This window comes from Aeromicrobium sp. CFBP 8757 (assembly GCF_014841755.1).
In the GTDB taxonomy this organism is placed as follows: Bacteria; Actinomycetota; Actinomycetes; order Propionibacteriales; family Nocardioidaceae; genus Aeromicrobium.
This window is the reverse complement of the sequence record NZ_JACYUM010000007.1, coordinates 12,894-25,837: the sequence shown is the minus strand read 5'-3', so window position 1 is coordinate 25,837 and position 12,944 is coordinate 12,894. Positions and strand designations below refer to the sequence as shown.

At 71.2% G+C, this 12,944-nt stretch carries 14 protein-coding genes; 4 read left to right on the top strand and 10 right to left on the bottom strand.

Annotated features, from left to right (window positions below):
* Nucleotides 1-2 precede the first annotated feature (2 nt).
* Complete coding sequence (locus IFT73_RS16325) at nucleotides 3-686, bottom strand: hypothetical protein (protein ID WP_192168527.1); 684 nt, start codon at nucleotides 684-686, stop codon at nucleotides 3-5.
* Between the two features lie 142 nt (nucleotides 687-828).
* Here IFT73_RS16325 and IFT73_RS16320 point away from each other — a divergent pair, with 142 nt between their 5' ends.
* A complete protein-coding gene (locus tag IFT73_RS16320) occupies nucleotides 829-1,287 on the top strand; it encodes a DUF3592 domain-containing protein (RefSeq protein ID WP_192168526.1) in 459 nt (152 codons plus the stop codon).
* Here the strand turns inward: IFT73_RS16320 and IFT73_RS16315 are convergent.
* Together IFT73_RS16315 and IFT73_RS16310 are read right to left on the bottom strand one after the other, a co-directional pair.
* Nucleotides 1,277-2,158 (bottom strand): ABC transporter substrate-binding protein, encoded by an 882-nt coding sequence (locus tag IFT73_RS16315; protein ID WP_192168525.1) that lies wholly within the window; start codon nucleotides 2,156-2,158, stop codon nucleotides 1,277-1,279. The genes IFT73_RS16320 and IFT73_RS16315 overlap by 11 nt on opposite strands.
* Nucleotides 2,155-2,823 (bottom strand): VTT domain-containing protein, encoded by a 669-nt coding sequence (locus IFT73_RS16310; protein WP_192168524.1) that lies wholly within the window; start codon nucleotides 2,821-2,823, stop codon nucleotides 2,155-2,157. The genes IFT73_RS16315 and IFT73_RS16310 overlap by 4 nt, the downstream gene beginning before the upstream one ends.
* Here IFT73_RS16310 and IFT73_RS16305 point away from each other — a divergent pair.
* Nucleotides 2,822-4,321, top strand: a complete 1,500-nt coding sequence (locus IFT73_RS16305; protein WP_192168523.1) for a hypothetical protein — start codon at nucleotides 2,822-2,824, stop codon at nucleotides 4,319-4,321. The two genes, IFT73_RS16310 and IFT73_RS16305, sit on opposite strands and share 2 nt — an antisense overlap.
* Nucleotides 4,322-4,333: 12 nt before the next feature.
* Here IFT73_RS16305 and dnaB read toward each other — a convergent pair whose 3' ends face one another.
* Nucleotides 4,334-5,746, bottom strand: a complete 1,413-nt coding sequence (dnaB, locus tag IFT73_RS16300) for a replicative DNA helicase (RefSeq protein ID WP_056604032.1) — start codon at nucleotides 5,744-5,746, stop codon at nucleotides 4,334-4,336.
* A 372-nt stretch (nucleotides 5,747-6,118) separates the two neighbouring features.
* Between dnaB and IFT73_RS16295 the strand changes: the two genes are divergently transcribed.
* Nucleotides 6,119-7,441, top strand: a complete 1,323-nt coding sequence (locus IFT73_RS16295; protein ID WP_371811310.1) for an MATE family efflux transporter — start codon at nucleotides 6,119-6,121, stop codon at nucleotides 7,439-7,441.
* A 4-nt stretch (nucleotides 7,442-7,445) separates the two neighbouring features.
* Nucleotides 7,446-8,162 (top strand): dienelactone hydrolase family protein, encoded by a 717-nt coding sequence (locus IFT73_RS16290; protein WP_192168521.1) that lies wholly within the window; start codon nucleotides 7,446-7,448, stop codon nucleotides 8,160-8,162.
* Here IFT73_RS16290 and IFT73_RS16285 read toward each other — a convergent pair.
* The 6 genes from IFT73_RS16285 to IFT73_RS16260 all read right to left on the bottom strand — a co-directional run bounded on the left by IFT73_RS16285 (nucleotide 8,128) and on the right by IFT73_RS16260 (nucleotide 12,800).
* Nucleotides 8,128-9,840, bottom strand: a complete 1,713-nt coding sequence (locus IFT73_RS16285) for an ABC transporter family substrate-binding protein (RefSeq protein WP_192168520.1) — start codon at nucleotides 9,838-9,840, stop codon at nucleotides 8,128-8,130. The two genes, IFT73_RS16290 and IFT73_RS16285, sit on opposite strands and share 35 nt — an antisense overlap.
* 70 nt (nucleotides 9,841-9,910) lie before the next feature.
* On the bottom strand, nucleotides 9,911-10,357 hold the full coding sequence (gene rplI, locus IFT73_RS16280) for a 50S ribosomal protein L9 (RefSeq protein WP_056604042.1): 447 nt from the start codon (nucleotides 10,355-10,357) through the stop codon (nucleotides 9,911-9,913).
* An 11-nt stretch (nucleotides 10,358-10,368) separates the two neighbouring features.
* Nucleotides 10,369-10,605: a 30S ribosomal protein S18 gene (rpsR, locus tag IFT73_RS16275; RefSeq protein WP_056604045.1), complete on the bottom strand. Its 237-nt coding sequence runs from the start codon at nucleotides 10,603-10,605 to the stop codon at nucleotides 10,369-10,371.
* Nucleotides 10,606-10,638: 33 nt separating this feature from the next.
* A complete protein-coding gene (locus IFT73_RS16270) occupies nucleotides 10,639-11,205 on the bottom strand; it encodes a single-stranded DNA-binding protein (RefSeq protein ID WP_056604048.1) in 567 nt (188 codons plus the stop codon).
* Between the two features lie 102 nt (nucleotides 11,206-11,307).
* Nucleotides 11,308-11,598, bottom strand: a complete 291-nt coding sequence (gene rpsF, locus IFT73_RS16265; RefSeq protein ID WP_056609800.1) for a 30S ribosomal protein S6 — start codon at nucleotides 11,596-11,598, stop codon at nucleotides 11,308-11,310.
* A 227-nt stretch (nucleotides 11,599-11,825) separates the two neighbouring features.
* Nucleotides 11,826-12,800, bottom strand: a complete 975-nt coding sequence (locus IFT73_RS16260) for a hypothetical protein (RefSeq protein WP_192168519.1) — start codon at nucleotides 12,798-12,800, stop codon at nucleotides 11,826-11,828.
* Nucleotides 12,801-12,944: the final 144 nt, after the last annotated feature.

Sequence of the window (12,944 nt, the reverse complement as noted above, 5' to 3'; positions counted from 1 at the left end):
CGTCAGCCCTTCGCGGCCAACCGCTTCTGGGCGCGGTCGAGGATCGTCGAGACGGTCTTGTCGACGGCGTCGGTCTGCTTCAGGCCGGGGACCGAGTAGAGGATCGACGTCAGCTCGCCGCCCGAGCAGGTCTGGCCCGAGATGCCCGACTCGGTCTCGGTGATCGGGATCGACGTCACGGTCGTCCGCGTGCCCTCGCCGTCGCCGCCGAGCTCGGCCAGCGTCGTGAACGCGTTGCACGCCTGCGCGTCGGTGAACGTGGCCGCTCCGGCGAGCAGCTTCTTGGCCGTCGCGAGGTCCTTCTTGTCGGCCGCGGAGCTGACGTCGGTCGACGACTCGAGCTGCTTGACGACGTCGGGCAACGACTTGGCCCACTCCTTGGCGGGCAGCGTCGTGACCTGGATCAGGGCGCTCTCGGCCTGCCACCGGCACTGGCTGCTGCCGTCGGCGCCCGAGGCGGCGACGACGTCGTCGACGGCCGCGCCCGCGAGCTCGGTGCGGTCGGACGCCGTCAGGATCTTGCAGGCGACCTGCTCGGGGTCGACGGGCGGGGCCGTCGGGGTGGCGCTCGGCGTGGCGCCGGCCTTCGCCTCGGAGCCGTCGGAGCCGCCCCCGCTGCAGGCCGAGAGCAGGACGAGCGAGGCTGCTGCCACCGGGAGCAGGCGCCGGATCACCGAATGAGTCACCCCGCCACTGTAGGAGGGGGTTCACAACCGCCGCGATAGCGTGACGCCCGTGGTCGATCCCCGACGCGGGGGTGCGACCCAGACGACCGAGGGGATGTTCCACGTGCAACCACGACGCAGGCGCAGGGTCGTCGGTGTGGTCATGACCGTCGTGCTGCTCGCCTTCGGGACGGCCGGGGTCATCGCGGTGCGCGGGGGCATCGCCGAGCACGGCAACGCCACGGCGCTGAACGACCCCGGCAGCGACTTCGTCCCCGTGGTGGGGACCGTCACGACGCCGCCCGCCCGGGCCCAGGCGTCGGGCAAGGAGTGGAGCCAGATGTCGGTGCGGTACACGACCGCGGACGATCGCCGCGTCACGACGATGGTGTGGACGCGCCGCGACGACAAGGACTACGACACGGGGCAGCCCATCGGTCTCGAGTACGTCGCCCAGCACCCCAGCGCAGCGCGCCTGCCCGGTGACCGGGGCGGTGAGCCCGAGCCGTGGAGAACGCTCGTCGTCGGCATCGGCATGCTGGTGGGGGTGATCCTGGTGCCGGTCGCTCTGGTGGTCGACTCCGTGTCGAGTCGCCGGCGCCGCCGCACGGCTAGGGGCTGACCCGCCTCACGTGCGGGCCGGGTGCCACGGTGCCCGGGTGCAGCACCGAGGCCATCGCCTCGACGCCGTCGACCAGGCGCGGGCCGGGCCGCACCACGACGGCGTCGCCGTCGATCGCCCAGACGTCGGCGTCCGGCAGCTCGCGCAGCACGAGCTCGGCCTGCTCGGCGGCGCCGTCGAGGCCGAAGCCGCACGGGGCGACCAGGACGACGTCGGGTCGCTCGGCCCGCAGCTCGGCCCACGACGTCGGTCCCGACGCACGGTGCACGTGCCCACCCACGCTCAGACCCCCGGCCGCCTCGACCTGGTCGGGGATCCAGTGCCCGCCGGTGAACAACGGCTCGACCCACTCGACGACGGCGACCCGCGGTCGGGGACGCCCCGCCACCGCGGCACGCACCGCGGCCAGCCGGTCCTCCAGGGACGAGATCAGCTCGGCCGCCCGGGTGTCGGCGCCGGCGGACGCGCCCACGGCACCGATCGAGGCGAGCACGTCCGCCAGCGAGTGGGGGTCGAGCGTCACGACGGTCGCGCGGCACCCGAGGTGCTGGAGGGCCGCGTCGACCTGGCCCGTCGGCAGGGCGCACACCCGGCACAGGTCCTGGCTGAGGATCAGGTCGGGATCGAGCTCGCCGAGAGCCCCCTCGTCGAGCGTGTAGAGGTCACGGCCCGCGGCGACCTGCGCACGCACGTAGGCGTCGATCTCGCCGACCGTCATGCCCGAGGTGTCGGCGCCACCGACCACGACGCGGTGCCGCGAGCGGGCCTGCGCCGGCTCGTCGCACTCGAACGTCACGCCGACCAGGTGGTCGTCGAGCCCGAGGGCGTAGACGATCTCGGTGGCCGACGGCAGCAGCGAGACGATCCTCATGCCGCGGTGGGGCGCCGCTTCTCGCGCACACGGACCACGACGAACACGACGATGACCAGCAGCACGCCGCCGATGACGACCTTCTGGAAGACGTCGGCGTACGGCTCGACGGCGTCCCAGTTCTCGCCGAGGCGGTACCCCGCCACCACGAAGATCGAGTTCCAGATCAGGCTGCCCAACGTCGTGAGGGCGAGGAAGTAGGCGAAGTTCATCTTCTCGACGCCGGCCGGCAGCGAGATCAGGCTGCGGAAGATCGGCACCATGCGCCCGAAGAAGACCGCCTTGCCGCCGTGCTTGGCGAACCACGCCTCGGTCTTCTCCAGATCGCTGACCTTCAGCAGCGGCACCTTGTCGAAGACCATCACGGCCCGCTCCCGGCCGAAGATCGCGCCGAGCCAGTAGAGGACGACGGCGCCGACGACCGAGCCCAGCGTCGTCGCGATCAGCGCGCCCGTCAGCGAGAACGTGCCCTGGCTGGCGGCGAATCCCGCGAGCGGCAGGATGATCTCGCTGGGGATCGGCGGGAAGAGGTTGTCCATGCCGACCGCGAGAGCCGCGCCGAACAGGCCCAGCCGGTCCATCAGGTCGACGGTCCACCCTGCGAGGCCCGAGTCGGGTGCGTTGCTGGTCGCGGCCATGAGAGTGGTCAGTAGGGTCACGGGCATGAGCGTATCTTCCGGGCTCAATCGGGTGACCTTGATCTGCTGTGCGGTCGCTGTGGCTCTCGTCGCGGCCGCCCTGCTGGTCGACCGCGGTGGATCGACGGGCGCCTCGCCGGGGGCGCGCGCGGTCTCGGCCGCCACGGCACCGCAGGCTCGCGAGGCGAGCAAGGCGCTCGACGTCGTGGCGCCCGCGACGTCGGTCGACGTCTCTCGGCGGCTGTTCGCGTCGTCGCCGGTCGCGGTGCTGGCCGATCCGGCCGACCCCGAGGCGCAGCGGGTCGCGATCGCCACCGCCACGTCGCTCGCGGTGCCGGTGCTCGTCGACTCCCCCGAGGCGCCCGCCGAGATCTCGCGCCTGGAGGCCGCGACGGTGCTGACGTTCGGCGCCACCCAGGACGTCCCCGGCGCCCGCCCGGTCACCGTCGACGACGCGAGCGCCGCGGCCGAGGTCGCCCGACTCGGGGGCGATCGCGCGCCCGACCCGCTCGGCACCGTCGTGCTCACCGCGTCGGCGCAGGACGACGCCGCGGCGATCGCGACCGCGCGGGCCGCCGGGGCCCAGGTCGTCGAGGTGCCGGGCGCAGACCCCCGGACGAGTGACGGCGCGGCGGCCGCGCTGGCGGAGCGGCCGGACGAGCCCGTCATCGCCCTCGGAGCCGCGTTCGACGACGTCGCCTATCCGCTCGCCGTCGTCCGCACGGGCGCCGAGCAGCCGACCGGCGGCTACCTCGCGCTGGGTGACCGCACCTACACCGCGATGTACGGCCACCCGGGTGCGCCGCAGCTCGGGGTGCTCGGCGAGCAGGGCGTGAAGGCGTCGGTCGCGCGGGTCGAGCGCCTGGCCCGCAAGTACCGTCGCGTCAGCTCGTCGACCTTCGTCCCCACCTTCGAGATCATCGCGACGGTGGCGTCGGCCTCGGCCGGCAAGGACAAGGACTACTCCACCGAGACGTCCGTCGCGAAGCTGCGACCACTCGTCGACGCCGCCGAGAAGGCCGGCGTGTACGTCGTCCTCGACCTGCAGCCGGGACGCACCGACTTCCTGACGCAGGCCAAGCGCTACCGCTCGCTGCTCGAGCGTCCCCACGTGGGGCTGGCCCTCGACCCGGAGTGGCGCCTGATGGGCAAGCAGAAGCACCTCGTGCAGATCGGCTCGGTGTCAGCTGCGGAGATCAACCGCACCAGCGCGTGGCTCGCCGACCTGACCCGTGAGAAGACGCTGCCGCAGAAGGTCTTCGTGCTGCACCAGTTCTCGCTGTCGATGATCAAGGACCGCGATGTCGTCGACACCTCGCACCCCGAGCTCGCGACCGTCATCCACGTCGACGGCTCCGGACCGCAGGGCGCCAAGCAGGACACGTGGCGCACCCTGCGACGCAACGCCCCGAAGGACGTCGGCTGGGGCTGGAAGAACTTCGTCGACGAGGACGCGCCGATGCTCGACGCGCGTCAGACGTGGCGCCAGGTCAGGCCCCACCCCGACCTGATCACGTACCAGTAGGCCGCGGGCCGCTCAGCCGAAGAAGTCGCCGGCGGCGACGGCGGGAGGCTCGGCGTCGCGGGCCATCGGCGTGAAGCGCGAGTAGTGACCCTGGAAGCTGACCGCGATCTTGTTGGTCGGGCCCGAGCGGTTCTTGGCGATGATGATGTCGGCCTCGCCGGGACGGTCCGACTCACCGGCGCCCTGGGCATCAGGACGGTTCAGCAGCAGCACGATGTCGGCGTCCTGCTCGATCGAGCCGGACTCGCGCAGGTCGGAGATCTGCGGCGTCTTGTCGGTGCGCTGCTCTGACCCACGGTTCAGCTGGCTGATGGCCACGACGGGGCACTCGAGCTCCTTGGCGAGGAGCTTGATGTTGCGGGAGAACTCCGAGACCTCGACCTGACGGTTCTCGACGCGCTTGCCGGACGTCATGAGCTGCAGGTAGTCGATCACGATGAAGCCGAGACCGTGCTGCTTCTTGATGCGACGAGCCTTCGAGCGGATTTCGGGCATCGTCATGTTGGGGCTGTCGTCGACGATGATCGGCGCCGAGTTGACCCGCGGCATGGCCTTGGTGATCGCGTCCCAGTCGCGCTGGTGCATGCCGCCGCCGCGCATGTGGCCGATGCTGACGCGTGCCTCGGCCGAGAGCATGCGCATCGCGATCTCGGCGCCCGTCATCTCCAACGAGAAGATGGCGCACGGGATCTGGTGGCGGATCGCGGCCGAGCGGACGAAGTCGAGGCCCAGCGTCGACTTGCCGACACCGGGTCGTGCCGCGACGACGATCATCTGGCCGGCGCGGAAGCCGGTCGTGAACTTGTCGAGGTCGGGGAAGCCGGACGGGACGCCGGTCAGGGTGCCGTCGCGGCCCTGGATCTCCTCGATCTCGTCGATCGTCAGCGGCATGAGCTCGGAGACCAGGCGGTAGTCCTCGGCCTGGCTGGTGCCGTCGACGTCGAGCACCTCGGCCTGGGCGCGGTCGACGATCTCGGAGAGCTCGCCCTCCTGCGCCTGGCCCATCTGCGCGATGCGCTGACCGACCTGCACGAGGCGGCGCAGCACGGCCTTCTCGCGGACGATGTGGGCGTAGAAGTCGACGTTGGACGCGATCGGCACCGCCTGCACGAGGTCGTGCAGGTACGGCGCGCCCCCGATGCGTCCGACCTCGCCCCGGCGCTGCAGCTCGGCGGCGACGGTGATGGCGTCGGCGGGCTCGCCGCGGTTGGCGAGGTCGACGATGATGTCGAAGACCAGCTCGTGGGCGGGACGGTAGAAGTCACGGCCCTGGAGGATGTCGGCCGCGGGATCGATCGCGTTCTTGCTGATCAGCATCGCGCCGAGGACGCTCTGCTCGGCGGCGATGTCCTGCGGAGGGACCCGCCCCGAGGAGGGGTCTTCGCCGGGCCCGGGGCCCGCCTCGTAGAGGTCCGCCACACTCACCGATGGGACCGCCTTTTCTCTGATCGCGCTGTCACTGACTACTGTCGCTGTCGCCACCGACAGGAGCCGACCCGTCACAGTAGGCCCGGTCCTCCGAACGACCAACACCGTCCTGCACAGGCCCTGTGGGTAACACCTGTGGGCTTGTGGAAAACGCCGAGAGCCATGTGCACAGTCGGTGGACGAACATGTGGACAACAAATGTTTTATTTCGCCGAAACCACCTCTGACCTGCGACGACGGGATTTGTTCGATGTGGAGACAAAATAGTTCCGGACACCTCGTCTTCCACCGGTGCCTGTTCATAGACTTGTCGACAAACCCCGTCACTTCGGCCCCACGTCACCCGTTGGTCACCTTCGCGAGGCCGTCGTGACGTGGCTCCGCGACGTCGACCGTCGCATCCTCGCCGTCGCCGTGCCGGCCTTCTTCGCCCTCGTCACCGAGCCCCTGATGCTGCTGGCCGACACCGCGATCATCGGCCACCTCGGCACCCCCCAGCTCGGTGGACTGGCCGCTGCCTCGGTCGTCCTGGGCACCGTGGTGGGCCTGTGCGTGTTCCTCGCCTACGGCAGCACCGCGAGCGTGGCCCGGCACCACGGGGCGGGGGACGACCGGACGGCCCTCGGACTCGCGGTCAGCTCGCTGTGGCTCGCCGTCGGCCTCGGGATCGCCCTCGCCGCGCTCGTCGCGGCCACGAGCCGTCCCCTCGCCGATGCACTCTCGAGCTCGGGTGAGGTCGCCGGTCACGCCCGCGCCTACCTGCTCGTCTCGTCGCTCGGCGTCCCGGCGATGCTGCTGATCCTCGCGGCGACCGGGGCGCTGCGCGGCGTCCTCGACCTGCGCACGCCGTTGCTGGCCACGATCGTGGCCAATCTCGTCAACGTCGCCCTGAACCTCGCGCTCGTCTACGCCTTCGGCCTCGGGGTGCAGGGCGCCGCCGCCGGCACCGTCGTCGCCCAGTGGCTCGCCGCGGCGTGGCTCGTCGCGGCCGTCGTGCGACGCGCGCACCCCGTCCGGGCCTCGATCCGGCCACGGCCGGGCGAGATCCTCGCGGCCGCGACGCAGGGCGTCCCGCTGGTCGTGCGCACCCTCACGCTGCGGGCCACGGTCGTGCTGGCCGCGCTCGTGGCGGCGGGTCTCGGCGACGTCCAGCTCGCGGCCCACCAGGTCGCCGCGACCCTCGTGACGCTGCTGGCCTTCGCGCTCGACGCGGTCGCGATCGCGGGTCAGACCCTGACGGGCGGCGCGCTCGGCGCGGGGGACGCCGCCGGCACGCGGGCCCTCACGCGACGCATGATCGGCTGGGGCGTCGGCACCGGACTCGTCGCCGGTGCCGTGCTCGCCGCCCTCGCGCCGTGGCTGCCGCACCTGTTCACGTCCGATGCGGCGGTGCGCTCCGCACTGGTCCCGGCCCTGCTCGTGGTCGCCGCGATCCAGCCGCTGTCGGGTGTCGTGTTCGTGCTCGACGGCGTCCTGATCGGTGCGGGCGACGGCGTGTACCTGGCGATCGCCGGGATCGTGACGCTGGCCGTCTACACGCCCCTGGTCCTCGCGGTGGGGGCGACCGGCGCGGGTTTCACGTGGCTGTGGGTCGCGTACGGCGGGTTCATCGCCGCCCGCCTCGCGACGCTGTGGCTGCGCCAGCGCGGTGACACCTGGATGGTCCTCGGTGCGACCCGTTCGGCAGACTGAGCCGATGGACGACCACGAGTACGCGCCGGGACGTCGGGTGCTGGTGCGCGGCACCCCCGAGCGCGGCGTCGTGCTGCTGTGGCACGGCCGCGGGGTCGACAGCTCGTCGTGGATGGGTCCGCTGGCCGACCGCGTCGCGGCACGGGGCGCGCTGGCCCTCGCACCCGACTGGAGCAGCGAGACGCCCGACGGTGGCCGCTCCGACCTGCTGACGTCCGTCAGGTACGCCCGCGAGCAGGCGTCCGGAGCCGGTCTCGATCCCGATCGCGTCGTGGTGGCGGGCTGGTCGCTCGGTGGGACGGCGGCGACGAGTCTGGCGGTCCACTCCGAGCGCCTCGGCGTCGGGCTCGGAGGCGTCGTGCTGATCGCACCGGCCGACGGGCCGGGCGTCCTCGACGGCATCTCGGGAGGACCGCTCCCTCGCACGCTCCCCCGGGGCGAGGGACGCTGCCGCATCGACGTGCTCTACGGGCAGGACGACACGAGCACACCGCCCGATCAGGTCAGCGGCCTCGAGCTGCGCCTGAGGGCGGCCGGATGGACGACCAGCCTGCAGGCCGTCGCGGCCGACCACGGCGAGATCGTCGGCTGTCGCTACGACGCCCGGCGCGAGGTCTACCGGCCCTCCGAGGAGGCGCGAGCCCGGGCAGCCGCCGACCAGGTGGCCGACGTCGTCGCGGCGGCGGTCAGTCGTCCGCCGGCGCCTTCTTCGGCTTCGTGACGAAGCCGACCGTCGTCCAGTCGGGCTGCTCGAACTGGGCCGCACCGTAGTTGACCAGGCCGTTGCGCACGGCGACCGTGACCGGGGTGACGGCCAGCGGGATCATCGGGACGTCCTCGAACAGCCACTCGTCGAGCTTGGCCACCCGCTTGATGCGCAGGGCGTCGTCGAGCGTGCCCAGGACGGTGTCGAATCCCGGGCCGATGCGGTCCGGTGCGATGCCGGTGTAGTTCTGCGCCGAGTCGAGCGGGAAGAACAGCGGCTTGGCGGCGGTGATCGGGAACGGGGAGGCCCGGTTCACGAACGTCACGAGGTCGAAGTCGAGCGGGATCACGACGTCGTCGAAGAACGTCGCCGCGGCGGTCGGGCGCAGCGTCACGGCGATGCCGACGGCCCGCAGGTCGTCGGCGATCGCGCTGGCCCGGACGTTGTTCGTGGGGGTGTCCTCGGGCACGGGCAACGTCAGCGTCAGCGGCTCGCCGTCCTTGGCGAGCATGCCGTCGGCTCCGGCGGTGTATCCCGCCGCCTCGAGCAGCTTCTTCGCCTCGGCGGGATCGTGGGCGATCGACGACGTCGAGTCCTGGTAGCCCTTCTGGCCGGGCACGAGCAGCAGGCTGCCGAGCGGCGCCGCCGGTGCTCCGAGGGCCTTGGCCGTCGTCGTAGCGATCGCGTCGCGGTCGATGGCGTGGGCGACGGCCCGGCGCACCCGGACGTCCCGCAGCGGTCCGCGACCGCCGTTCAGCGTCACCTGCGACCACTCGACCCCCGCCGCGCGCTGGACCGTGCCGGTGCCGCGACCGATGCGGTAGGTCGACGCCTGCAGGTCGACGGCGTCGAGCTCGTCGTTGACGTACGCCTCGGCCTGCAGCTCGGCGTCGCCGACGTTCCAGGTGATCTCGTCGAGCTTGGGCGGGGTGCCCCACCACCGCGGGTTGGGCTTCTGCGTCACGACGCCCGCGTCGGGGTCGATCGAGGTGACGACGAACGGGCCGTTCGACGAGATGGCACGCGTGCGGAAGGCCTGGTTGAACAGCTTCGGCGAGGCCGAGACGTTCGAGGCGAGTCGCGGGTACACGTACAGGGGCCACTCGGCGGTCGGACGCGAGAACGTGACGGTGTACGAGAACTCGTCGTCGCCGGGCTCGACGGCGGAGATCGCGTCGTACCCGGCGGTCGAGATGACCTCGTAGGCGTCGTCCGAACCGTTCTGCGCCTTCCAGAACGCGACCATGTCGTCGGCCGTGATCGACGTGCCGCCCTGCCAGACCGCCTTCGGGTTGAGCCGTACCTCGACCGTCAAGGGGTCCTCGTCGACGACCTCGACCGACTCGGCGTAGTCGGGATCGACCTCCCAGCCGCCGTCGGCGGTGATGCGGACAGCACCGCCCGAGGTCGGCGCGAGGATCTCGGCGGCGTCGGAGTCGGCGGCATCGGACTGCAGCGGGTTGAAGTTCGCCGGCAGGGCGGAGGCGGCCAGGCGCAGCGTGCCGCCCTGGCTGACCTCGGCCGCGTCGGCGGACGTCCACGCCGTGCTGGGCAGCTCGGTGACCGGGGCTGCGGTGGACGTCTTCGGCGCGGGGGCCGGCTCGTCGTCGCCCCCGGACGTCAGCGAGCAGCCGGAGAGCACCAGGCTCCCGGCCACCAGGAGGGACGCGGCTGCGGCGAGAGGAGAACGCATGGGGATGCGCCACCGACGACGGGCCGGCACCACTGGGCAGAAGCCTCAGGGTGTCGGCCCGTCAGGTGGACTACTTGGAGGCGACCACGTTGAGCTTGACGCGCGCGCTCACCTCGGGGTGGACGCGCACGGACACCTCGTGGGATCCGAGCGACTTGATCGGGTTGCCGACCTCGATACGACGCTTGTCGACCTTGGCACCGGCCTCGCCGAGGGCCTCGGCGATGTCGGAGACCGTGACGGCGCCGAACAGGCGCCCGCCCGCGCCGGAGCGGACCGGCACGTTGATCGGGTTCGACTCGAGGTTGCCCTTGATGCTCTTGGCCTCTTCGAGGTCGTGGACGGCGTGCGCGTCACGCGCAGCCTTGATCGACTCGACCTGCTTGGCCGCGCCCTTGCTCCACCGGATAGCGAAGTTGCGCGGCAGCAGGAAGTTGCGGCCGTAGCCGTCCTTGACGTCGACGATGTCGCCGGGAGCTCCGAGGTTCGTGACCTCGTGCGTGAGGATGAGCTTCATGTCGATACCCCTTAACGACCGGTGGTCGTGTAGGGAAGCAGTGCCATCTCGCGGGCGTTCTTGATGGCCTTGGCGATGAGACGCTGCTCCTGGACGGTGACACCCGTGACGCGGCGCGCGCGGATCTTGCCGCGGTCCGAGATGAACTTGCGCAGCAGCGCGGTGTCCTTGTAGTTGATGTCGGTGACCTTGGCCGCGGCGAGCGGGTTGCTCTTCTTCTTCGGCTTGCGGACGACTGGCTTAGCCATGTTGCTCCTGTGATTCGTGAATGACGTGAGTGGTTAGAAGGGGGGCTCTTCGGACGCGCCGGAGCTCCCACCCCATGAACCGGATCCACCCTGCGCCGGCTGCGACGACCAAGGGTCGTTCGCGGGTGCCGGTGCGCCTCCGCCGGAGTTGCCTCCGCCGTAGCCGCCACCTGAGGTGTTGCCGCCGCCTCCGCCGGAGTTGCCTCCGCCGAAGCCGCCGCCCCCGCCGCCGGAGCGGTTGGCGCGCGTGACCTTGGCGGTCGCGAAGCGCAGCGAGGGACCGATCTCGTTGACGGTCATCTCGACGCTCGTGCCGCGCGATCCGTCCTGGCGCTCGTAGTTGCGGACGCTCAGCGGGCCCTGGACGATGACCTGCTGACCCTTCTGCAGCGACTCGGCGACGTTCTCGGCGAGCTGGCGCCACGCGGCACAGCGGATGAACAGAGCCTCGCCGTCCTTCCACTCGTTGGTCTGACGATCGAGGGTTCGAGGCGTCGACGCGACGGTGAAGTTGGCAACTGCGGCGCCCGAAGGAGTGAACTTGAGCTCCGGGTCGTCGGTCAGGTTGCCGATGACGGTGATGATCGTTTCGCCTGCCATGTGGCGCAGCCTTTCAGGTGTGTGGGTGTCTGGCTCGAGTGTTCCGCAGACCTGGGGCGAACGCGAGGGTTCGCCGTGGGTGCTGTGGACCAGTGATCAGGCCTACTTCACGTCGGGACGTGTGACCTTCGTGCGGACGACGGACTCGTTGAGTCCGAGCTGACGATCGAGCTCCTTGACGGTGGCCGGCTCGGCCTGGAGCGTGACGACGGCGTAGATGCCCTCGTTCTTCTTGTTGATCTCGTAGGCGAGGCGACGCTTGCCCCACACGTCGACGTTGTCGACGGAGCCGCCGTCCTGACGCACGACGTTGAGGTACGTGTCCAGGCTGGGGGCGACGGTACGTTCTTCGAGGTCGGGATCGAGGATGATCATGACTTCGTACGGGCGCAGTGACATTCAGTCTCCTTCGGACTAAACGGCTACGGGGTCTCCGTAGCAGGAGTGGTTGCCGAACAGCAACCGCCCAAGCCTACGGGACCACCGCCGTCCGAGGGAAATCCGCCTCCCGCCCCTCCGGGACTCGCCAGTGGTGCGGACTGGACATTCTGGGACGGCGTGTCTGACCACGACGCACCACTCGGGCAACGGAATGCACCACTCGACGATCAGGCCGGCGGTCATCGGCTGCTGCGGGCCGACGTGTCGCGCGTCATCTTCTCGAGCCGGCGAGCCAGGGCCGCCCGACCGGTCAGGCTGATGCTCGCGAGCCGCGCCTCGGCGAGCCAGAGGTCGGCGCGCGACCCGACGTGCGGACGTCCGGACGCCCGTTCAGCGTCGCGGACGATCTGGCGCGCCCCGCCGACGATCTCGGTCGCGATGTACCCGTAGCGCTCGAGACCCTCGCGCTGCAGCGCCTTCTCGCGCCGCAGGTCGTCCTGGTGCTGGCCCTTGTCGCGGTGGTCGCTCCCGTCGTACTCCGCGACTCGGCGGGTGCCGCGGATGCGCAGGTCGACCCGCGCGACCTCGACACCCGAACGGTTGAGCACCCGCTCCTGGGGGTCGACCGCGAACCCCGACAGCACGTGCAGCAGGCGCAGCATCGTCTCCCACCACGACTCGCTCCGGCCGTCGACCAGCTCGAGGGCACGGCGCAGCACCCGGACGCCGCGGCGTCCCCGGCGCATCGTCGCGCGGATGTCGGCGACCGTCGTGTGGCCCAGGTGCAGGGCGCTGTCGATCACGGCGACCAGGTCGAGCAGGGCGAGGTGCTCGGACAGCTCGACGATCGTCCACTCGGGCGAGGCGACCGCGACGTCGCCGAGGCGCTGGCGGTGCCCGGGCGGGATGTCGCACCGTCGGACGAAGACGCCCCTGCGGTCGTGGTGCGTCGTGTCGCCGTCGGTGCACGCGACGAGCGGGAACGCGTCGGCCATCGGCATCCACCACTCGCGCAGAAGAGCGGCGGTGACGTGGGTGAACACCGCGTCGTCCGGCAGCACGAGGGCGACGGCGCGGCACGTGGACGCCAGATCGTCCGCGGTGGCCGTCAGCTGGGAGACACCGTGGACGGGGTGGACGTAGAGGGCGGAACGACGCAGCGTCCTGGATGTGTGGCCGGACGCCTCGGCCCGGCTGTGGAGGATGGGGTCCATCCGACGACGGTCGGTCGAGGCGGAGCCGTACCGCCAGACCACGCCGCAGCCCTGGGGACGACGCGCGGCCGTCCACACGTCCGCCCCGCCGCGCCGAGTGGTGCATCCCCGGCATCGAGTGGTGCGTGATGGCCAGACACGCCG